General features: G+C 73.7%; 17 protein-coding genes. 3 read left to right on the top strand and 14 right to left on the bottom strand.

Annotated elements, in window-relative coordinates; all coding sequences use genetic code 11:
• Positions 1-31: 31 nt before the first annotated feature.
• The 4 genes from AC27L3_RS03215 to AC27L3_RS03230 all read right to left on the bottom strand — a co-directional run bounded on the left by AC27L3_RS03215 (position 32) and on the right by AC27L3_RS03230 (position 3,827).
• Positions 32-1,318 carry a cytochrome P450 family protein gene (locus tag AC27L3_RS03215; protein WP_487232454.1) on the bottom strand — a complete coding sequence of 429 codons (1,287 nt, stop codon included), beginning with the start codon at positions 1,316-1,318 and terminating at the stop codon, positions 32-34.
• Positions 1,319-1,496: 178 nt separating this feature from the next.
• The gene (locus AC27L3_RS03220) at positions 1,497-2,717 is read right to left on the bottom strand and encodes an MAB_1171c family putative transporter (protein WP_487232455.1); all 1,221 of its coding nucleotides are present in this window, start codon (positions 2,715-2,717) and stop codon (positions 1,497-1,499) included.
• A complete protein-coding gene (locus tag AC27L3_RS03225; protein WP_487232456.1) occupies positions 2,710-3,348 on the bottom strand; it encodes a hypothetical protein in 639 nt (212 codons plus the stop codon). Before AC27L3_RS03225 ends, AC27L3_RS03220 begins: the two co-directional genes overlap by 8 nt.
• A complete protein-coding gene (locus AC27L3_RS03230) occupies positions 3,345-3,827 on the bottom strand; it encodes a helix-turn-helix domain-containing protein (protein WP_487232457.1) in 483 nt (160 codons plus the stop codon). The genes AC27L3_RS03225 and AC27L3_RS03230 overlap by 4 nt, the downstream gene beginning before the upstream one ends.
• Positions 3,828-4,294: 467 nt before the next feature.
• On the opposite strand from AC27L3_RS03230, the gene AC27L3_RS03235 reads away from it, so the two are divergent.
• Positions 4,295-5,878 carry a hypothetical protein gene (locus tag AC27L3_RS03235; RefSeq protein ID WP_487232458.1) on the top strand — a complete coding sequence of 528 codons (1,584 nt, stop codon included), beginning with the start codon at positions 4,295-4,297 and terminating at the stop codon, positions 5,876-5,878.
• A 141-nt stretch (positions 5,879-6,019) separates the two neighbouring features.
• The gene (locus AC27L3_RS03240; protein WP_487232459.1) at positions 6,020-6,583 is read left to right on the top strand and encodes a hypothetical protein; all 564 of its coding nucleotides are present in this window, start codon (positions 6,020-6,022) and stop codon (positions 6,581-6,583) included.
• Between the two features lie 221 nt (positions 6,584-6,804).
• Here AC27L3_RS03240 and AC27L3_RS03245 read toward each other — a convergent pair whose 3' ends face one another.
• A complete protein-coding gene (locus AC27L3_RS03245; RefSeq protein WP_487232460.1) occupies positions 6,805-8,997 on the bottom strand; it encodes a hypothetical protein in 2,193 nt (730 codons plus the stop codon).
• Entirely contained in the window at positions 8,994-9,386 is a 393-nt protein-coding gene (locus tag AC27L3_RS03250) for a hypothetical protein (RefSeq protein WP_487232461.1), read from the bottom strand. The genes AC27L3_RS03245 and AC27L3_RS03250 overlap by 4 nt, the downstream gene beginning before the upstream one ends.
• Before the next feature lie 186 nt (positions 9,387-9,572).
• On the opposite strand from AC27L3_RS03250, the gene AC27L3_RS03255 reads away from it, so the two are divergent.
• Positions 9,573-10,511, top strand: coding sequence for a trypsin-like serine peptidase (locus tag AC27L3_RS03255; RefSeq protein ID WP_487232462.1), 939 nt, complete (start codon positions 9,573-9,575; stop codon positions 10,509-10,511).
• A 51-nt stretch (positions 10,512-10,562) separates the two neighbouring features.
• Here AC27L3_RS03255 and AC27L3_RS03260 read toward each other — a convergent pair whose 3' ends face one another.
• The 8 genes from AC27L3_RS03260 to cobN form a co-directional block, all read right to left on the bottom strand.
• Positions 10,563-11,285 (bottom strand): hypothetical protein, encoded by a 723-nt coding sequence (locus AC27L3_RS03260; RefSeq protein ID WP_487232463.1) that lies wholly within the window; start codon positions 11,283-11,285, stop codon positions 10,563-10,565.
• Positions 11,285-12,541 (bottom strand): VWA domain-containing protein, encoded by a 1,257-nt coding sequence (locus AC27L3_RS03265; protein ID WP_487232464.1) that lies wholly within the window; start codon positions 12,539-12,541, stop codon positions 11,285-11,287. The genes AC27L3_RS03260 and AC27L3_RS03265 overlap by 1 nt, the downstream gene beginning before the upstream one ends.
• Before the next feature lie 33 nt (positions 12,542-12,574).
• On the bottom strand, positions 12,575-13,240 hold the full coding sequence (locus AC27L3_RS03270; RefSeq protein WP_487232465.1) for a restriction endonuclease: 666 nt from the start codon (positions 13,238-13,240) through the stop codon (positions 12,575-12,577).
• A gap of 221 nt (positions 13,241-13,461) precedes the next feature.
• The gene (locus AC27L3_RS03275; RefSeq protein ID WP_487232466.1) at positions 13,462-14,199 is read right to left on the bottom strand and encodes a hypothetical protein; all 738 of its coding nucleotides are present in this window, start codon (positions 14,197-14,199) and stop codon (positions 13,462-13,464) included.
• Between the two features lie 95 nt (positions 14,200-14,294).
• Positions 14,295-16,424: a hypothetical protein gene (locus AC27L3_RS03280; RefSeq protein WP_487232467.1), complete on the bottom strand. Its 2,130-nt coding sequence runs from the start codon at positions 16,422-16,424 to the stop codon at positions 14,295-14,297.
• A complete protein-coding gene (locus AC27L3_RS03285; protein WP_487232468.1) occupies positions 16,421-17,314 on the bottom strand; it encodes a hypothetical protein in 894 nt (297 codons plus the stop codon). The genes AC27L3_RS03280 and AC27L3_RS03285 overlap by 4 nt, the downstream gene beginning before the upstream one ends.
• 138 nt (positions 17,315-17,452) lie before the next feature.
• Positions 17,453-18,151 (bottom strand): Crp/Fnr family transcriptional regulator, encoded by a 699-nt coding sequence (locus tag AC27L3_RS03290; protein WP_487232469.1) that lies wholly within the window; start codon positions 18,149-18,151, stop codon positions 17,453-17,455.
• A gap of 46 nt (positions 18,152-18,197) precedes the next feature.
• A complete protein-coding gene (cobN, locus tag AC27L3_RS03295; protein WP_487232470.1) occupies positions 18,198-21,797 on the bottom strand; it encodes a cobaltochelatase subunit CobN in 3,600 nt (1,199 codons plus the stop codon).
• Positions 21,798-21,812: the final 15 nt, after the last annotated feature.

Below are 21,812 nucleotides of genomic sequence, written 5' to 3' on the forward strand. Positions count from 1 at the left end.
CAGTTCTACCTCATCAAGGATGGGCCATGCATCAAAAACCTGTTCGTTTCTGCGTCGACCAGCGCACGGGGAGCGATTTCAGGCCACGCGCCCTGAGGCTCTCGCGGCGGACCGGCGGGTTTTCCGGAAGGTCGAGTTCCAGATCCTCCAGCCGCTCGAACAGCACCGCGAGGGCCGTCTCCGCCTCCATCCGGGCCAGCGCGGCCCCCAGGCAGTGATGGATCCCGTGCCCCAGCCCGAGCTGCCCCGCATGCTCCCGTCGCAGGTCAAGGCGGTCGGGGTCGGGGAACTGCCGGCCGTCGCGGTTGGCCGAGGCCAAGGAGAGCAGGACGGTCTCCCCCTTCGGCACCACCACCGTGCCGAAGGTGACGTCCTGGAGCGGAAAGCGCCGGATGGCCAGCGGAACCGGCCCGTCCCAGCGCATGAACTCCTCCACGGCCGTCGCGAGGACGTCCGGATCCGATCGCACCGCCCGCAGCAGTACGGGGTGCTCGAGCAGCGCGAGCACCGCGTTGGCGATGAGGTGGACGGTGTTCTCGTAACCGGCGAAGAGCAGGAGGAAGACCAGCGAGGTCAGCTCGTCCGGCGACAGGACGTCCCCGCCGTCGCGCACCGCGATCAGGTCGGAGAGCAGGTCGTCGCCCGGCTCGGCCCGCTTGCCCTCGATCAGCGCGGCCACGAAGCGCATCAGGCTCGCCACCGCCTCCTTCGCCCGCTGCGGCTGCGCCGGGTCGGGGGCGATCAGGGCGTCGGTCCACTCGCGGAAGTCCCGCCGGTCGCGCTGCGGCACCCCGATCAGGTCGCAGATGACGGCGATGGGCAGCGGGCCGGCGTACGTCGCCATCAGGTCCGTGCGGCCGTCCGCCGCGACGGCGTCCAGCAGGTCGCCGGCCAGCCGGCGCACGGGGGCGCGCAGCGCCTCCACCCGGGCGGGCGTGAACGCCTTGACCACCAGGCGGCGCAGCCTGGTGTGGTCCGGCGGGTCCATGTTGAGCAGATTGGCGTCCAGCGCCGGGGGCAGGGACAGACCGCTGTAGGTGCCGGGCAGCGCGTTGCGCCGGTCCAGGGAGAGCCGGGGGTCCGCGAGCGCCCGGCGCACGTCGTCGTAGCGGGTCACCAGCCAGGCCGGCCGCCCGTCGGGCCCGGTCATGCGGTGCACGGGCGCCGCCTCGCGGAGCGCGGCGTACGTCCCGTGGGGGTCGGCCAGCAGGGCCGCGACGTCGACGGACGGCACGGTCGACTCGGCGGCGGATACGCCGGCGGACGCGGCAGTGGACGTGACGGCGGACGTGACGGTGGACTCGTCGGTGGGCTGCATGACACCCGACTGTAAGGGCCCGGGGCGGTGGCCCCTCGCGGGCCGGGGAAGGGCAGGACGCCCACCGGCCGTGCCGGGTCCGTGCGGATCGGCGATCCGCACGGACCCGGCACCGGCCTGTGAGGCGGAGCGGCCGTGACCCCCGTCCATGGCCGCCCCGTCCACGGGCCGCGCGCCGTCAACCGCGGCGCGCGGCACTGATCTCCCGTAGTTCGGCGAGCACCGCGTCGACCAGCGGCGTGTGGTACACGTCCGCGACGCGGGCCAGGTGTTCGTGCTCCTCCGCGGGGTCGGAGCTGACGGTGACCACCACGTTGTCGGCGTGCGGCACCGCCACGTGTCCCACGGCCTGGTTGCCCAGGCCCCGGCGCAGGGCCGCGGCCTCCACCACGGCCGCGAGCCCGTGCCCGTCCAGACCGGCCGACCGGGCCCGCTCCCGGGCCAGTTCGACGGTGAGCGGCTCGACGTGGCGGCGCACCCCGCGCTGGATGTCACGGATCTCCGCCATCTGCCGGTTGGCCCGCCACTCCAGGTCGGCGAAGGGCCAGCGGGCCGTCCAGCGGGCCCAGCCGGACTCCTCGATCGTCACCTCGGGGGCGTGGGCCGTCACCTCGCGCCACAGCGGCTCCAGCCGGCGCAGCCGCCGCCAGGCGGCCGCCCGCGGACCGACGGCCGGCAGCGAGAAGCCGAGCAGGACGAGCAGCGCGGCCACCGAAGCGCTCATCGGGGCCACCCCGTTGGAGAGCCAGTACGCGTCCCGGCCGGCCCAGGTCAGCGCGAAGCCGGCCAGTTTGCAGGCGCAGTACGCAAGGCCCAGCCAGCAGCCGGCCGACAGCGTGCGCAGCCCCTTGGAGAGCCAGGAGCGGCCCAGTTGGGCGGCGTAGCGGGGGCACAGGGTGCCCAGCCCCGCCAGGCTGGTGCCGAAGATGGCCAGGTACAGCGCCAGGAAGGCGACCACGCCCGGCGCGTCGGCGTACGCGGTGCTGAAGTCCCTGGGGTGCTCCACCGCGTCGGGGCGCCCGACGGCGAAGCAGACGATCGCCGCCGTCCAGGCGACGGCCACGGCCGCCACCGCGTACCGGGAGCGGGTGGCCGCGCGGGCCCGGGCCGCGGCGTCGCCGCGGCTGGTCCAGCGCAGCAGCAGCACCGTGGCGCCCGAGGCGAAGAGCACGACCGCGGAGTACAGCACGACCATCGCCAGGTTCGCCACGCCCGTCAGCCGGTCGAAGGCGCGGTAGACGGTGGGTGCGGAGAAGAGGAAGACGACCGGCACGCCGGAGGTCATCAGCGCGGTCAGCCCGAGGTCGACGTTGCCCCGGTCGCGCAGCCAGGCGCGGGCCTTGTAGCCGACGATGGCCCAGGTGACGACGGAGAAGGTCAGGTAGATGGCGTCAAACACCGGCGCCCCCGCCGTCGCGCAACTGCCGGCGCACGTGCTGCAGGGCCGGCCCCAGGGACGCGGCGAGCTCCGCCGCCCGGCCCTCCAGGACGACGTCCTGGCCGGGCGGCGGGGGCACCACGCGCGCCATCAGAAGGGTTCCGAGGATCTCGGTCTCGCGCTCGGTGAGGTTGTCGTAGCAGTGGTGGCGGGCCAGACCCATGGTCAGGCCCATGCGGCGCATGGCGGTGGCCACGTCCACCGAGGGCGTCCACACCTTCAGGGCGTCCTCGGTCACGGCGGGGTCCTGGTCGTGCCCGAGCAGCAGGTGGCCGATCTCGTGCAGCACGATGTGCACCTGGTGCCAGGGCGAGGTCTTCTGCTCGTAGACGACCCAGTAGGCGTCGTCCGTGGTGGCGGTCATGCCGGAGACGACGCCGTCCAGGCTCATCGGCACCAGGTTGATCGGCCTGCCCACGTGTAGCGCGACGGCGTCGCACATGCCCTGCAGGTCGGCCGAGGCGGGCAGGGCGAGCTCCTGGATGAGCTGCTTGCAGCGCCGGCGAATCCGCCCCACCCGCATGCTTGCACCGTCCTCGTCCTCGGTACGCCGCCAGTTGGTGAAGAGGCCCTCCTCCGCGGTGACGGTCACGGGCGCTCCTCACCCCCCGCGCAGGGCGGGTCGGTCGGAAGGTTCATCTGCTGCCGGAACTGGCAGATGATGGTGGTCAGGCTGTCCTGCACCTCCGGTGGGAGGCCCACCGACCGCAGGGCGATCGCCCGGACGCGCTGATCCCTCATGGCCGCGAGGAAGCGGACCTCCTCCTCCACCCGTTCGGCCTGGGAGTCCGACAGGTCGCCCATCAGGTAACCCACGGGCACGGCGAAGAATTTCGCCAGCGCCCGCAGCACGTCCGGGCTGGGATTGACGCGCTTGCCGTTGCGCAGCATCGACAAGTACTGCTCGGTCAGCGTGACCCCGCCGTACTCCTCCCCGCGGCTGATCTCCTCCGCCACGTGGCCGTTGGTGTACGGCGCACCCGGCGGATGCATCGATTCGAACAGGTAGGTGAGCCGTTGTGCGAGCGGACTGCTCGCCTCCCGTGCCTGCCCGTCCCCCCCGTTAGCCATCTGCCCCGTTCCTTCGAGCGCGCTGTGTCACACGGCTTCATGGCCCTTCACGGCCAGTTAAGTCCGTGCCGTCGGCCGCGAGGGCATCCTGTCACGCGGAGCGGACGAGCACTAGTCCATGCCCGGTTACAAGCGGGTGAAGGACTTAACCAGAGGTTTATGCGGAGCCGGTGGCTCTGGAGCGCGACGGCGGGGGCCCCTGGCGTCGCACGGTGTCGCATACGGTGGGGGCGTGCTGCGGGGCGGCGGGTGAATTGCCGCGGAACGAGTTGCGGGGGCGGAGTGAGGGACGGTAGGGAAGGCACCATAGAGCTGGAAGCTGGAAGCTGGAAGCTGGAAGCTGGAAGCTGGAAGCTGGAAGCTGGAAGCCGGAAGCCGGAAGCCGGAAGCCTGGTGATCTGCGCGTCCCCGTCGGGGACGACGCCTGGCGGTGGCGTACGTTCCCCGGTGAACGCCTCCTCGTCGCCGTGGCCCGCACCGTCACCTCCGCCGTCCGCCTCCTCGACGTCCTGCCCGATCTCGTGCGCGGCGACCCCCGCGTCGACGTCGTCTTCGCCTTCGACCCCACGTCCGCCTTCGGCGACGGCGTCCACGACCTCCTCCACGCCGCCGGCGTCCGGCTCATGCCCTGGGACCAGCTCTCCCGCGTCCGTCCGCACCTCGTCGTCTCCGCCAGCGAGAACATCGACACCACCGGCCTCGACGCGCACTGCCCCGTACTCGTCCTGCCGCACGGCATCGGCTTCCACAAGCTCGTCCCCGACGCGCGCGGCAGCGGACGGCGGCTGTCCGGGGTCATGGACGACCCGCGCGCCCGGCACGCCGTCTCGCACCCCGACCAGATCGCCCAGCTCGCCGAGCACCACCCCGGCCCGGCCGCCCGCGCCCGCCTGATCGGCGACCCGTACCACGACGGGCTCCTCGCCTCGCGTCCCCTGCGCGCCCGTTACCGCGCGGCGCTGGGCGCCGGCGACGGCCGGCGGCTGGTGCTGGTCACCTCGACCTGGGGCCCGCAGTCCCTGCTCGGCCGCGATCCGCAGCTGCCGGCGCGGCTGGCGGCCGCGCTGCCGCTCGACGAGTACCGCGTCGCCGCCGTGCTGCACCCCAACGTCTGGTCCGCCCACGGCCCTTGGCAGGTACGTGCCGTCGAGGCGGCGGCCCTGGACGGCGGGCTGCTGCTCGTACCCCCGGAGCGCGGCTGGCCGGCGGCGCTCGTCGCCGCCGACGTGGTCGTGGGCGACCACGGCTCGGTCACCCTGTACGCCGCGGCGCTGGGCCGGCCGCTGCTCCTGGCCGCGTTCGGCGAGGAGGCGGTGCCGGGCACGCCGATGGCCGAACTCGGCCGCGTCGTAACGCACCTGCAGCCCCACGAGCCGCTCGCGGACCAGGTGGAGCGGGCCGTCGACGAGCACGACGAGGAACGCGTCACCAAGGTGGCCGCCGCCGCCTTCACCGCACCCGGCTCCGCGCTGCTGCGATTGCGCTCCTACCTGTACGAGCTGATGGCGCTCCCCGAACCGGACGGCTCCCCGCCGCCCCTGTACGCCTGCCCGGCGCCCCGGCCCGAGGGGGGCACCGTCACCGCGGCCTGGGTGACCACGACCGTCACCGGCGAGGAGGTGACCGTACGCCGTCTGCCGGCAAGCGGTGCCCGGCCCGAGGAGGGCGGCGGGCGCTGGCTCCACCTCTCCTGCGACGAGACCGAACGGGACCTGCGCCTGCTCGGCAGCGCCTCCGCCCTCACCTCCGGCACCTGCCACGACTCGGTGGCGCAGGCCGTGCGCTGGGCCCTCGACACGCTGGCCGCATGGCCCGGCGCCCGCCTGGCCACGGCGCCGGCCCCCGGGCGCTGCGTGAGCGTATTGCGGGACGGCCGCGTCGTGGAGACGTCCGTCACCGGCCGCCCGCCCGCCGACACGGGGTTGCATGCGGCGGTCGTGTACGCGCTCGTGCGCGCCGGCCGCCCACCGGCGGGCACCGTACGGCTGCGGGCGGGCCTGCGGGACGAGGACGTGGCGCTGTCGCTGCGGCGCCCCCGGCCGGTGCGCTGAAGGGCGCCGAGACCCATCGAGACCCTTCCGGCCTGTTCGGGGCATTCCCGCTCGGGCTGCCGCACTGTACCTTTTCCTGGTGTTTCGTCGGGGTGGGGGCGGGGCGTGACGACCGCCGACCGCATCCTTCGAGGGGGCAGGGTGAGTCGTTCCTGGCGCAAGCCCGCGCCACTGGGCTGGCCGGCCGCACGCGAGGGGCAGTACACGACCGCGGCGCCCCTCCTGGGCGGCGCGAGCATCACGCTGGCGGGGCTCGTCATCACGGACCGCGACAAGTTTCGCTGGCCGGACCCCACGCTGCTGGCCCTCGCCCTGACCGCGCTCTTCATGATCATGGCGGTGGTGTGGGGAGTCGTCTCCCGCCAGTACCTGTACTCGCGCGCCGATGTCGAGGACTGGTGGGGCCCGCTGTCCGCGATGACCGCCGAGCAGCAGGACGAGCTGATCCAGGATCAGCACCAGCACTACGCCAAGTGGTTCAGTCTCGTCGGAGTAGCAAACTTCTGTTACGCATCGGGACTCCTGTGCCTGGCGACGGGCAGCAGCCTCGCCCTTGCCCCGCCCGCCGACGCGGCGGCGCCCGCCTGGCGGTGGTTCGCCGCAGGAACCATGGCCGCCCTGGGCGTCGTTGCGCTGCTCACCTCGGTCGTGCCATACATGGGCGAGAAGATTCGGCATTGGCAGGACGACCACGACTCGGCATAGGGACAAGGAGCGCCATGCCTCCTCGACAGTGCCCCGAGTGCGACGCCGCTCCGAGCGAAAGGACCGACCACTATGCCGACTGCCCGCTGAAGGACGTCCCGCTGGCGCGGGTCGCCGGGCTGACACCAGAGGAGGCCAGGGCCAGGGCGGCGCAATGGCGGTCGCAGAACGGGTGACGCCCGGCGCGACGGCGGACGTCCACGGCCCGGTGGCCTACGCGGTCAGCCCTCCTCCCCCAGCGCTTCGAGGCGTTCGCGCAGTTCGGCCTCCCGGGGGCTGCCGTCCCGGACGTGCAGCTCCAGGGCACGGGTCAACTGCCGGCGCGCCGAGGCAGGGCTGCCCTCCCGCAGCGCGAGGCCGGCGAGGTCCTCGCGGACCTGCGCCTCGTAGGGCCGGGCGCGCTGCCTGCGCAGCGCCCACGCCGCGCGCATCAGGATGCGCACCGCGATCCGTGTGTTGCCGGCGTGCGCATGCGCCACCCCCAGCGCGGCCAGGGCCCGGCCCGCCATCCGGCGGTCGCCGATCGCCGCGAGCCGGTCGTGGGCGTCGGCCAGCGTCGCCAGGGCCCGGCCGTGCTCGCCCGTCGCGTCCTGCGTGCAGCCCATGAAGTACAGGACGAGCGCGACACCACGCCACTGCCCGGCCTCGGCGTTGAGCGCGAGGGCCTCCTCGTACTGGGCGAGGGCGGTGGCCGGCTCGCACGCGTCCCAGTAGCGGGCGGAGAACTCGCGCACCGACGCGCGCAGGACGGGATCGGGCGTGCCGTCCGCGAGCTCCAGCGCCCGGTCGAGCTCCTTGCGCGCCTCCCCGGACCGGCCGATGTCCATCAGCGGCCGGGACAGCAGGCTGCGCAGCCGCGCCTCCAGGGCCCGGTGCCCCAGCCGGGCCGCGGCGTCCGCGCCGAGCCTGCCGGACTCGATCCAGTCCGTCAGGTGCCGGTGGTTGAGGTACAGGGCGGTCAGGCCCTCGGCCAGCTCGGCCGCCTGCCGGTCCAGGCCGTGGGCGACGGCGGTGCGCAGCACGCCGAGGGCGCCCGCGCGTTCGGCCTCCAGCCAGTCCAGCGCCCGGTCACGGGCGTCCGGCCCCGGGAAGGGGTCCTCGTGCCCGGCGAGCAGCACCGCGTGATCCGTGATGCGCAGCCGGTCGGCCGGCATCACCGCCCGGTCGGCGAAGGCGGTACGGACGGTGTAGTGGTCGACCAACCGGCACAGCGCGGCGTGCCGTGCCTCGTCGTCGTCGGCCTCCGCGAGGGCGCGGGCGTGCAGGCGGACGAGGTCGTGCATGCCATAGCGCCCGGTCGGCCGCCCGGCCACGATCTCCTCGTCGAGGAGGCTGGCCGCCCGCAGCTCCTCCAGCAATGACCCGGCGACAACCCTGTCGCTGCCGTCCAGGGCGACGGCGGCATCGAGGTGGAACGTGGACGCGGGCAGCAGCCCCAGCAGCCGGTACAACCGCAGCGCGGCGGGCGGCAGATGCCGGCAGGCGACGCCGAGCGCGGCGGAGAGGCTGCGGCGCGGGTCGGCGGAGCCGTCGGAGAGCGCGGCCAGCCTGTCGCTCTCGGCCTCCAGCTCCTCCAGGACGACGGCGAGGCCGAGCCGGGGCCGGCCGGCAAGCCGTGCACCGACAACGGCCAGGGCCAGCGGCAGCCCCTCGCAACGCTCGACCAGCCGGGCCGCTGCGTCTGCTTCGGACGCCACGCGTCGGGGGCCGCAGAGCGCGGCCAGGAGCTCCAACGCGTGCGGGGCGTCGAGCGGTTCCAGCGGCATGAGGTGGGCGCCGTCCATCACGAGTTCCTCAAGACGTCGATGGCTGGTGACGACGACTGCGCTCCCGGCCGCAGCGGGGATCAGTGCGCTGGCCTGTGCGGGATGGGTGACGTTGTCGAGCACGAGCAGGATCGGCCCGCGCGTGCGCGTCTTGTCACGGTAGAGGGCCGCCAGTTCGGCCCCCGGCACCGACAGGTACCGCTCCGCCACGCCGAAGGCGCTGCGCAGGACATGGGACTGTGCGCCCCGTACGTCCGCGCCACCGCCCGACGCCCCGCCGAGCTCGGCGAAGTCCACGTACAGCACGCCGCCGGGATATAAGTCCCCCATTTCCTCGGCCGAGCGCAGCGCCGTACTCGTCGTGCCGACGCCCGGCATGCCGCTGAGGACGAGCATGGACGTACCGCCCCGGGTCAACTGTCCGCGTACGGACCCCAGCTCCCGGGTCCGGTTGACGAAGACAAGGGGAGCGGCGGGCGGCTGGTAGGTCGCCTCCGGCGGCCGCTCCCGCTCCCGCACCAGGTAGTTGTTGATCGTGATGTCCCTTCCGGCCTGGAACGCCTGATCGGCGGTGCCGGAGAAGTCGTTGTGCACCTGCGGTGCCGGCTCCTCGGAGTCGTGCGGCCCCCGCGAAGCGGGCGGGGTCACGGCGTGCCCGTCACGTTGATGTTCTGTCCCTGGTACAGGGTGCGCACCCGCGCGTTGCCCGAGACCGTGTTGGTGACGGTGACCGTGTCGCCGGCCACCGAGATCTCCGCGGCGCGGGCGCTCTCCAGCCACTGGCGGAACTCGGTGGTCATGGTCTCGTCGTGGAGCATCCGCCCGAAGAGCATGGCGGCCAGTGCCTGCGTCTCCTGCGGGCTGGCCGGGTCCAGCGGCAGGGGCACCGGCTCGGTGGCCGTGGTGCCGTCCTCGCGGCCGCGGCCGAAGGTGCGCCGGGCGAGGTCGGCCAGGGATCCCCAGATCCGGCGCCCGGCCTCCGTGCCGGCCGCTCCGGCGGCGGCGGTGACCGCGGTCGTGACTGCTTCGAGCGACATCGGATCGACCATCACGTACTCCCCACCCCATGGGCCGTCTTCGGTGTCCCACAGGCTACCGGCCGCCACTGACAGTGCTGTGCGTCGTTGTGATGAATCCTGTCGCGTCGACGACTCACCACTGCCGTCCCGGCGGCGGCAGGATGACACGCTCGCTCCGTCCGTGCCTGCAGGAAGGAACCGTCCATGCGCCACAGACCTCTCGTCATACGCGGACGTCTCACTGCCGTCCTCGCCGGTCTGCTGCTGACGGCGGCGACCGCCGTCGTGCACGCCCCCGCCGCTGCGGCGGCCGGCGGCCCGCGCGCGTCCGCCGCCACGGCGGACGCGTACTGGACCCCGCAGCGCATGAAGGCGGCGCTGCCGGCCGAGGCCGCCGGCAGGCGCGCCGGGGCCGTTCCGGGGGATCCCGTACCGCCCAGTCATCCCTTCGACGGGCTGCCGCAGGTGGGCACGTTCTTCTGGACCGACGGGCAGAACACCGGCCGCTTCTGCGGCGGTACGGTCGTGCGCAGTCCGCATCGCGACCTGGCCGTCAGTGCCGCGCACTGTCTGCGCTCGCCGGATCCGAAGAAGCGGCTGTCGTTCGTGCCGCAGTACCACGACGGTCTCAAGCCGCACGGCGTCTTCCCGGTCGAGGACATCCACATCGACCAGCGTTACTACGACCTGGGCACGAACGGCGGCGCCCGCTGGGACTTCACGATCGTGCGGATGGGGCCGCGCGCGGACGGCACGGACGTGCAGGAGGCGGTGGGCGCCTTCGACCTGGCGATCCGGCCGGGGTACGACCACCGGACCGTCCGTCTGATCGGCTATCCGGGCAGCAGCGACGCGAAATACCCCAAGCCGCTGGACTGCACGTCCTCCACGCACCGCTACACCAGCACCGATCCGGCCGCGCCCGGTGACTTCCTGGAGATCGCCTGTGCGGGCTACGTGGGCGGTACCTCGGGCGGTCCGTTCCTGGTGCGGTGGGCCACCGGGTACGCGGTCGTGGGGGTCATCGGCGGCTACCACACCGGTGGGGACACCCCGGACATCTCCTACAGCTCGTACTTCACCGAGGACCTGCTGGAGCTGTATCTGCGGGCCGTCGACGACGAGGAGAGCGCGCGGTCCTGATGCCCGGCGTGCCGGTGGCGGCGCCCCGGGGCCGGGGCGCCGCCACCGATCTCACCTGCGCCGCGGGTGACGGGTGAGGGTGTAGCCGCCGATGGCGGCCAGGGCGCACAGCACGGCGCCGCCGAGGGTCCAGCCCCAGCGGCCCGACCACCAGCTGCCGTTCCAGCCGTCCTCGGGCTCGGTGACGGCGGCCGCGTGCAGCGGCGCGCCGAGCGAGCCGCCCTCGGCGCGCGCCCCGCCGGCGTCGTCCGCCGTGACCTGCATCTGCGCGTGCACGGGCAGGCCCATGTCGCGGTCGGCTGCGTCGGTGACGGTCAGGCGCACGTAGTACGCGCCGGGCAGCGGGTCGTTGGCCCACCGCTCGGCCCACGGCCGTACCGTGCGCAGCGTGCAGGTGAGCGTGACGGAGGCGTCCTCGCGCGCCGCTCGCTGCGTGGGTGCGCCGGACGCGCACGCCTGCCGGCGGCGCAGCCCGTCGAAGACGTCCAGCTGCCAGGTGGACGTGCCGTTGCGGGTGGCCGACTCGGGCAGGTCCACGGTGGCCTTGACCGTGGGCTGCTGCCCGGCGCCCGCCGGGAACTGCCAGTAGAGGTAGTCACCGGTGGAGGCGTCGGCAGTGGCCCGCTGGCCCTGCTCGACGGCGACGGCGGTGCGGAAGGCCGTACCGGCCTCGCCGGGCGCCGGCCTGCCCTCGTCGGCGGTGGCGGCGGGGCCGAGGCCCAGCAGCACCGCACCGGCGGCGACCGTGGCCGCCAGGAGCCGCTTGACGTACATCAGTTCTCCCTCCACACGGCCACGCGCCAGCGCGCCAGCCAACCCCACAGCAGACCGGCCGCCAGGCCCGCACCACCGAGGACGAGCAGCAGCACCCAGCCGCGGCCGAGGCCGAAGGCGGCGAGGTCCGAGGGGTCGTCCGGGCCCTCGACGACGTCGACGGCCAGCTCGACCGGCAGCCCCGGCTCACGCTTGACCGAGGGCGGCGCGGCGAAGGACTGGGAGACCTCCAGGCACACCGTGCGCGGGTCCTTGTCGTCCTCCGAGGCCCGGTAGAAGGGGCGGCGCAGACCGGCGGACATCACGTCGGTGCGGCCGTTGCCGGCGTCCGAGCCCCGTACGAGCTCCTGTCCGCCCTCGCTCACGGCCCGCAGCAGCACGCCGTAGTCGCGCTCGACGGCCCGGTCGGCGGCCACGCTGACGGAGGCCCGCAGCTCCTGGCCGGGCTTGACCTTCACGCGGTACCAGCGGTGCTCGCCGAACCGCTCGCGGTCCGTCCAGATGCCCGCGCCGATCTCGGGCGCGGTGGCGCAGGAGGCACCGCCCTGGGTGGCCCGGGGCGTCTGGACGGGGGTGTCGGCCCGCTTGACGAGCTGCTTGATGCGGCCGGAGAGCTCCTTGCGGTGGTGCACGGTGGTGTACGTGCCGCCGGTGGCCTCGGCGATGCAGCTGAGCTGCTCGCGCGTCTTGTCGTCGGCGGCGAGGCCGAGCGTGTCGACGGTCAGGTGGGTGCCCTTGGCGGCCAGTTCACGGGCCACGTCGCACGGGTCGGGCTGCCCGCAGGAGTCCTCGCCGTCGGTGATGAGGACGATGCGCCGGGTGCCGCCCCCGACGTCCAGGTCCTTGTCGGCGCCGCGCAGCGCGTACCCGATGGGCGTCCAGCCCGTCGGCTGCAGCCGCGCCACGGAGTTCTTGGCCTCGGTCCGGTTGACGGCGCCGACCGGGTGCAGCTGCTCGCTGTCCCGGCAGCCGATCGCCTTGTCCTCCCCGGCGTACGTCGCCCCGAGCGTCCGGATCCCCAGCCGCACACCCTGCGGCACGGAATCGATGACCTCGTTGAACGCTTCCTTGGCCGCCGCCATGCGCGACTGCCCGTCCACGTCCTGTGCCTTCATCGAGCCACTGACGTCGAGCACGAGCTCGACCTTCGGGGAGTCCTTGGAGGGCCCGTCGGCGGCGCTCGCGGGCACCGCACCCCCGGCAAAGGCGGCCAGCAGGGCACAAATCCCCGCTGCCACCCGTTTCCTGTAGATCATTCAGGTGATCCTATGGAAAGCGGAGCCCGACCCTCAAAACGCGCGGGGCCCCGCGGACCGGCCCAGCCCGAGCACCTGGTGCAGACTTCGGCCCTCTTCCGCCCAGGCCCTCAGCCGCTCGCGGTCCACCCAGTGCACCCCGTGACGGTCGCCCCACATGCGGGCGTCGCGGGTGAATCCGCCGTTGGTCACCACCACGGCGACGTCCGCGCCGTGGACCGGGGTGGCGGTGCCGTTGACCTCGTACATGACGTGGGAGCCCACCCGGCCCCCGGAGGCGGTGTGCTTGCACTGCGCGACGACCGTCCTGCCCAGCGCGTCACGCCCGATCACGTCGGCCGCCTGGTCCCCGCGCCGCCCGACGTGGCGCGCGGTGATGCCGTCGCGGGCCATCAGGTCCCGGACGGCCAGTTCGAACCGGTCGGGCGTCAGGGCGTCCAGCTCGTGCAGCGGCAGCCGCAAGTGCTGCAGCCGCCGGGCCTGCTCGCGCCGGGCGGCACGCAGCCGCGCCGGACGGATCGCCATCACGGCCGGCGCGACGGCAGCGGCCACGGCGAGAACCGGCCACAGGTGCGCACCGGCTGCCGCCAGCAGGCGTCGGAACGCAAGGAGGACCACCACGAGAACGACGAGGGCGGCGACGGCCTCGCCCGAGGTGCGCGGTGGCGGCGGCAGGCGGCGTCGCCGGCGGCGGTTCACCGGGGCGCCGCCGGGGCAGCGGGCGCCGTAGGAGCCGGTCGGCCGCCCGGTTCATCGTGCAGACAGCCGTTCAGCGCACCCCAGCCGAGCACGGCGGCAAGGGCGAGCACCGCCCAGGGAACGCCCCTGTCACGCCGGCGGGCCGGCTTGCGGACCCAGTGGCCGCGTCGGTAATAGCACTCGTCGGAGCGGTGATGGCGCATGGGAAGCCTCCTGTCGGTTCACAGCGGCAGGCCGGGTTCGAGCAGGGCCTGCAGGCGCTCGGCGTTGGCCTTGGCCAGTTGTTCCTTGATCTCCACGGGCAGGCCGTCGAAGAGAGTGCGCGTCAGGTCGGCCCCGTCGGCCGGTGCCGCGATCTCCCGCGGATGCGCCGTCACCCATTCCAGGACGTCCCTCACCTGGTCGGGATGGTGCAGCAACCACAGCGCGGCGAGGGCATCGGGGCCCGTCCGCACCGCCTGCAGGTAGAACTCGTACTCCTCGCGCCGTTGCGGTGACCACAGCCGGGGCGGCGGGGCCATCGCCGGGTCGAGCGGGTCGACCTGCGGGGGCAGGGTCTCCACGCAGCAGGCCAGGCCCACGTGGGGAATCTGGTGAGGCTGCGTGAGGTGGGGCAGGAGGTCCTGGGCGCCCAGTTCCCGGCCGGCGGCGCGGAATCTCGCCACCGCGTCCTCCACGAGCCCGTCCAGGTGCGTGCTGACGAACGCCCACGGGTCGGTGAGGCGGTGCCTGTTGAGGACGACGAGCCCCGGGTCCTCGGCCCACCAGGTCACCTCAAGGGCGAGGCGGGGGCCGGCGCTCATCTGCCATACCGCGCTGCGGCGTGCGGTGTCGACCAGGTGGGCCTCGGTGTAACGGCCGAACGCGGCCTTCCGCAGCGACGCCCTGCCGCGCGGTTCCCACACGGCCAGGTGGTCGCGATCGATGAGGACGAGTGCCGTCTCCGGCTGCTGGGACACACGAAACCGCACAAGTTGTCGGAACGGTCCCTTCCTGGGGCTCTCCCACAGGCCGCCGCCGGGCAGCGGGGGTGGTGCGTAAAAGGTGGTCGTGGTCATGCTCGGCCTTTCCGCGGCGTGCCCTGGCGCCACTCGGCCAGGGCACGGGACGCTCGTTCCGCGCCGGGGGCGTGCGCCGGGCGCTCCAGGTCGGTGAACAGCCGGAAGACGCCCCCGTGCAGGTGCTGCGCCAGCCACTCGACGAGCCGCTCGAAGGCCTGTGCCCGGCGGGACTCCCCGGCCGCCCGGCGCTGCCACTCCAAGAGGGCGTCCCGGGCGGTGTCGTACGTGTTCTGCTCCGTCAGGGCATGGCGGATCAAGGTCACGCCCGGCTGCTCCGCGGAGCCGTGCTCCTGCGGGCCGGCCCCGGCGAGCAGGTGTGCCGTCCACCACTGGCTCTGCTCGTCCGTGGCCCCGGCCTTCAGCAACGCGGCGACGGCCACGCACGCCGTACGCCGCGCAGGCCCCGCCTCGCCGGCCCAGTGGACAAGGGCCGTGACCACCACGGGGCGTACGGCCGGTTCGGCGAACAGGGACAGCAAGGCCCGGCGTACCGCGGAGTCGACCGCGGCGGCGCCGTCGTCCCGCGCGGTCACCACGGTGCGCAGCAGCCTCAGGGCCGTCTCGGGCCGGGCCAGGCCGAACTCCGTGGCACAGGTCAGTGCCGCCGTGCAGCGGTAGGAGACGCTCGCCGCGCGGCTCCACCCCCGCAGCCGGTGCTTCACGGCGGTGGCCAGGACGGGATCGGTCGACGCCGCGCCGAAGGCCCGTGCCGCCATGCGCCAGTCGCCCGGCCTGTCGGAGGCGGCGAGCTCCTCGATGGGGGCGAGCACCCGCTGCCCGGAACTCCACTGCGCGAACTGGCCGAGGATGAACCCTGCACGATCGGCCAGGTGATGGGTGGAAGGGGTCTGCTGGAGCCACTCCACGAGCAGTTCCCCGGCCTCCCGGTACTCGCGCCAGACGTGGTCGAGCACGGCGCGCCCCTGCAGGTGCCGGACAAAGGCGACGGGTTCCGTGATGTAGCTGTGCGTGGACAGCGCTCGGACCTCACGTTCGCCGCAGCGCGCTTCGATGGCCCGGAACCGGTCGCCTCGTGACCTGAGGAACGCGAAACCGGGGTGGGCCCGCGTACCGGCCTCGGCTTCCGCTTGCGGGGACTGCGGCGGTATCGCGTCGAGCCGCCCCGCGGCCACGGCCAGCAGGCGCCGGGCCTCCTCCTCGACCAGGGTCCGGTCGAAGTGTTCGAAGACGCTCGTGGCGAGGAGGAGGGCGAGATCGTCCGCGTCCGTCATCGCCGAGTGCAGCAACTGCGGTGCCCGCTCGGCTGCTCGTGTGCTCAAGTGGCCGCCGATCTCCTCGGGGTTCATCTCCCCGTCGGCGACCGAGGCGATCGCGGTGACGACCTCCACCACCTGCTCGGGGCCCAGGCGGTTCCCGAGGATCTCGTCGAGAAAGCCCTCCGGTAGCCGCAGGAGGGCGGCCCTGCGCCGTTCCGGGTCGGGAAGGGCGGCGGTGAGCCGAACCTCCAGGACGGCTGCAGGTTCGGGCGGCTCAGCGTGCACGGGTTCGATGTGCAGGGCCTGCCGGAGGTGGGCGAGGACCCTCGGGGTCTCCTCGGTGACGACGACCATGCACGCGTCGGTGCCCAGGCGCTTGCGCAGGTTGCTCAGGCCGACCTCGTTGAGGGACAGCAGCCGTGTCTCGACGAGGCCGTCGACGAGGTAGCCGCGGGCCCCGGTGCCCTCGGGCGTCCAGGTGCCCAGATCCGTGTCGGAGTCGACGGCCCGCAGGGCGAAGGTCTTGGTGTGCCGCCTGAGGAGGTTCAGTGCGGCGGTCCGGCGCCCGCTGCCGGGCCTTCCGGTGAGGAAGACGATCCCGTGGTCCAGTCGCCGCAGTGCGCCGGGGAACCAGCCGGGCTCGGCGAAACCGGTCATGGCCGCCATGACCTGTTCGACAGCGATGTCGCCCTCGCGGCGTTCGACGGCGTCCGCTGCCGCAGGGGCGGCCAAGGTATCGCCTCCGCCGGCTCCGGTGGTCAGGTGCTGCCCGCCCCGGACCGTGCCGGCGACGGTGATCGAGCCGGCGTTCCAGATGAGGGGCGGTACTCCGCCCAGCCCCGCGAAGACCTCGGCGAAGTCCGGGGGCGGCGGGGCCTGCCGTGCGGCATCTGCTTCGGCGCTCACCGGGTACGGCCTCGCTGGTCGTCGCCGCTGCCGTGGACGTGCTGGTGCTGCCCGCCGCGTACGGTTCTCGCCTGCGAGAGGAAGCCGTAGTTGGTCGTCGCGGCGGGCCCCGGCGCCGGCGCGACCTCGGGCGCCGGGGCCGGTTCGGTCCCGGCAGCACTCGGCGCGGCCGTCTCCGTCTCCGTCTCCGCCTCCGCCTCCGCCTCGCCCAGGATCCGCCGGTCGTAGAGGCTGCCGGAGGGGGCCGGGACGTACAGCCAGGCCAGTTGCTGGAAGGTCTTGCCCTCGACACTGGCCGCCACCTCGATGAAGTGGTCGGGGTGCCGTCGCGTGTAGCCGGAGAGGACGGCGTCCTCGAAGACGCGCTGCGAGAGGATCGCCGCGACCTGCGTGATGCTCTCGCTCGATGCGGCGAGGATGGCCCGCACGGGCCGGGAGTCCAGGAGCCGGTGGGTGTCGTTGCGGGGGGTGCCGTTGCCGTCGCCGGGGCCGCCGTCGTCGGGGAGCGGTCCGACGTGCAGGCTGGCCCGCAGGCGCAGCCGTCGCGTCCCGGTCGCGTGGATGTTGTAGTCGGTCAGCACCTCCTGGAGCTCGGCCAGGAAGGGGTGGACGACCCGGGGAAGCGCCACGGGGTCGAAGCCGAGAACGAAGCCGTCACCGGTGTTGTTGGCGAGCCGCTGTTCCTCCCAGAGCGTGCGGAGCCCGGCCCGGTCGAAGGCGTGCTCGAGCAGCTGGGGGATGAGGGAGGTGATCTCGACGTGGTCGACGGCGGGCCTGCCGGTGAAATCCTTGGCGTCCACGGCGAGGATGCCGCGGTACGGCGGCAGGTCCCGGCTGACGCTCCACGGTTCGGGTCCCGTGGCCGGCATCGGCATCGTGGCGGAGCACATGGGCAACTCCCTGCGTTGGGAAGGGACGTCGCCGACACGGGGCGGGAGGCCGCGTGCCGGCCGGACGCCGTCAATGCTCGCGAGGGAGCCGGCAAGGAAGTGCACTCGCAGTGCACCCGGCACGTGACGGCCGTCACATCATGGGCGGATGCCCCTGTTCGGCTGGCCGCCGACTGCAGCGAGAGCGGCCAGGTCGTGCACGGCGATGCTCTTGCGTTCCGCGGTCACCACGGCCTCCCCGATCGTCTGCAGCACGGCGCTGACCGTGTTCCGTGAGACGCCCAGGTAGCGGGCGAGGTCCAGCCGCGTGACGGCCACTTCGGCCGGGCCGCGGGCGTCCGTACGGCCCACGGCCCGGGCGAGGGCGAGCAGCACGCAGGCCAGCCGGGTCCGCAGATCGCCGTCGCCGGCCGTCGTCGCTTCCCTCCAGCGCTGATTGGTGTGCCGGTGCAGCATGACGGTCAGGTCGTGCCGATCGCGGAACAGCAGGAAGTCCCGTTTGGACACCACGGACACCCTGCATGCGGAAACGGTCTCCACCGACGCCAGCCTGGTCTCGTCCTCGTCGACGACCGCCGCCTCACCGACGACGTCACCCCCGCCCCGGAAGGCCAGGACCTTCACTCGGCCGTCCCGTTCGACGCGGGAGACCTTCACGGCCCCGCTGCACAGCACCAGCACGTGGGTGCCCGGGTCGCCCTGGCGCAGGAGCACCTCGCCCGCCCGGTGGGTACGGGAGCGGCCCTCCGCCACGAGGGCGCCCCACAGTGGATCGCCGATCATCTGCCGCAGCGTGAGGCCGAGACCGTGCCCCGGCCCGAGTAATCCCCCGGTCATGGGAGAGCACTCTAGGCCGGAGCACGCTCACGCGCGGGCCGATCGGCTACTCGTCGTCCGCGCCGCCCTCCAGGTTGCCCTCGGTCTCCAGGAAGACCTGGCGCAGGGCTTCGAGCGTCTCGGCGTCGGGCTTGGCCCACATGCCGCGGCTCTCGGCCTCCAGGAGGCGTTCGGCGATGCCGTGCAGGGCCCAGGGGTTGGCGTCCTCCAGGAAGGAGCGGTTCTCGGGGTCGAGGACGTAGGTCTGGGCCAGCTTGTCGTACATCCAGTCGGGGACGACGCCGGTGGTGGCGTCGTAGCCGAAGAGGTAGTCGACGGTGGCGGCGAGCTCGAAGGCACCCTTGTAGCCGTGGCGGCGCATGGCCGCGATCCAGCGGGGGTTGACCACGCGGGCGCGGAAGACGCGGGAGGTCTCCTCGACGAGGGTGCGGGTGCGCACGGTCTCCGGACGGGTGGAGTCGCCGATGTAGGCGGCGGGCGCGGTGCCGCGCAGGGCCTTGACGGTGGCGACCATGCCGCCGTGGTACTGGAAGTAGTCGTCGGAGTCCGCGATGTCGTGCTCGCGCGTGTCGGTGTTCTTCGCGGCGACGGCGATGCGCTTGTAGGCGCTCTCCATCTCCTCGCGGGCCGGGCGGCCCTCCAGTCCGCGGCCGTAGGCGTAGCCGCCCCAGACGGTGTAGACCTCGGCGAGGTCGGCGTCGGTGCGCCAGTCGCGGCTGTCGATGAGCTGGAGCAGGCCGGCGCCGTACGTACCGGGGCGGGAGCCGAAGATGCGGGTGGTGGCGCGGCGTTCGTCGCCGTGGGCGGCGAGGTCGGCCTGGGCGTGGGCGCGCACGTGGTTGTGCTCGGCGGGCTCGTCGAGGGACGCGACGAGGCGTACGGCGTCGTCGAGCAGGCCGATGACGTGGGGGAAGGCGTCGCGGAAGAAGCCGCTGATGCGCAGGGTGACGTCGATGCGGGGGCGGCCCAGCTCCTCCAGCGGTACGGCTTCGAGCCCGCTGACGCGCCGGGACGCCTCGTCCCACACTGGGCGTACGCCCAGCAGGGCGAGGGCCTCGGCGACGTCGTCGCCGGCGGTGCGCATGGCGCTCGTGCCCCACAGGGACAGGCCGACCGACTGCGGCCAGGTGCCGTTGTCGGAGCGGTAGCGCTCCAGCAGGGAGTCGGCCAGGGCCTGGCCGGTCTCCCAGGCCAGGCGGGAGGGGACGGCCTTGGGGTCGACGGAGTAGAAGTTGCGGCCGGTGGGCAGCACGTTGACCAGGCCGCGCAGGGGCGAGCCGGAGGGACCGGCCGGGACGAAGCCGCCGGCCAGGGCGTGGACGGCGTGGTCGAGCTCGTCGGTGGTGCCCGCCAGGCGGGGGGCCACTTCGCGGGCCGCGAAGTCGAGGACGGCGGCGACCTGTTCGCCGTGCCCGGCGGGCACGGCCGCCGGGTCCCAGCCCGCCTCCTCCATGGCCTCCACCAGGGCGCGGGCCTCGGCCTCCGCCTCGTCGGCCGTCGTGCGGGTCGCCGCCGACTCGTCCAGGCCGAGTGCCTCGCGCAGGCCCGGCAGGGCCTTCGTGCCGCCCCAGATCTGGCGGGCGCGCAGGATGGACAGGACGAGGTTGACGCGGGCCTCGCCGGTGGGCGCGGCGCCCAGGACGTGCAGGCCGTCGCGGATCTGGGCGTCCTTGACCTCGCACAGCCAGCCGTCGACGTGCAGCAGGAAGTCGTCGAAGCCGTCGTCGTCGGGGCGCTCGTCCATGCCGAGGTCGTGGTCGAGGCGGGCGGCCTGGATCAGCGTCCAGATCTGGGCGCGGATCGCCGGGAGCTTGGCCGGGTCCATGGCGGAGATCTGGGCGTACTCGTCGAGCAGCTGCTCCAGGCGCGCGATGTCGCCGTAGGACTCGGCGCGGGCCATGGGCGGGACGAGGTGGTCGACGAGGGTGGCGTGGGCGCGGCGCTTGGCCTGGGTGCCCTCGCCGGGGTCGTTGACGAGGAAGGGGTAGACCAGCGGCAGGTCGCCGAGGGCGGCGTCGGGGCCGCAGGCGGCGGACAGGCCGGCGTTCTTGCCGGGCAGCCATTCGAGGTTGCCGTGCTTGCCCAGGTGGATCATGGCGTCGGCGCCGAAGCCGCCGTCCTCCTGGGAGGCGGCGATCCACCGGTAGGCGGCGAGGTAGTGGTGGGAGGGCGGCAGGTCGGGATCGTGGTAGATGGCGATGGGGTTCTCGCCGAAGCCGCGCGGCGGCTGGATGAGGATCAGCAGATTGCCGCGGCGCAGGGCGGCCAGCACGATGTCGCCCTCGGGGTTGCGGCTGCGGTCGACGAACATCTCGCCCGGCGCGGGGCCCCAGTGCTCCTCGACGGCCTCGCGCAGCTCGGCGGGCAGGGCGGCGAACCAGCGCCGGTAGTCGGCGGCCGGGATGCGCACGGGGTTGCGGGCGAGCTGCTCCTCGGTCAGCCACTCCTGGTCGTGGCCGCCGGCCTCGATCAGGGCGCGGATGAGCTCGTCGCCGTCGCCCGACTCCAGGCCCGGCACGGCCTCGTCGCCGAAGTCGTAGCCCTCCTCGCGCAGCCGGCGCAGCAGGGCGACGGCGCTGGCGGGGGTGTCCAGACCCACGGCGTTGCCGATGCGGGAGTGCTTGGTGGGGTAGGCGGACAGCACGAGCGCCAGCCGCTTCTCGGCCGGCGGGGTGTGCCGCAGCCGGGCGTGGCGCACGGCGATCCCGGCGACGCGGGCGGCGCGTTCGAGGTCGGGCACGTAGGCCGGCAGGCCGTCCTCGTCGACCTCCTTGAAGGAGAACGGGACGGTGATGATGCGCCCGTCGAACTCCGGTACGGCCACCTGGGTCGCGGCGTCCAGCGGGGAGAGGCCCTCGTCGTTCTCCTCCCACGCGCTGCGCGGGCCGGTCAGGCACAGCGCCTGCAGGATGGGGACGTCGAGGGCGGCCAGCGCCCCCGCGTCCCACGACTCGTCGTCGCCGCCGGCCGAGGCGTCCGCGGGCCGCGTGCCGCCGGCGGCGAGCACGGTGGTGACGATGGCGTCCGCGTCGCGCAGCGCGTCCACGAGCTCCGGCTCCGGGGCGCGCAGGGAGGCGACGTACAGCGGCTTGGCGCGGCCGCCCGCGTCCTCGATCGCGCCGCACAGGGCCTCGACGAAGGCGGTGTTGCCGCTCATGTGGTGGGCGCGGTAGTAGAGCACCGCCACCAGCGGGCCGGCCGCCCCCGGCTTGGGCGTGCGCTCCAGCTCGCCCCATGCGGGCGCGGCGGCGGGCGGCTCGAAGCCGTGGCCCGTCAGCAGCACGGTGTCGGACAGGAAGCGGGCCAGCTGTTCCAGGTTGGCGGGACCGCCGTGGGCGAGGTAGGCGTGGGCCTCGGCCGCGATGCCGACGGGGACGGTGGAGGTCTCCATCAGCTGTGCGTCGGGGGCCTGTTCGCCGGTGAGCACGACGACCGGCCGCGGCCCGGCCAGCAGCACGTCGAGCCCCTCCTGCCAGGCGCGGATGCCGCCGAGGAGCCGGACGACGACGAGATCGGCGCCCTCCAGGAGGCCGGGCAGCTCGTCCAGCGGCAGCCGGGCGGGATTGGCGAGCCGGTAGGGGACCGGGCCGCCGGCGGCACGGGCACTGAGCAGGTCGGTGTCGGACGTCGACAGGAGCAGGATCACGGCAGGCCTTCCTCG

The sequence above is a fragment of the Streptomyces sp. PKA51 genome, from assembly GCF_057552455.1.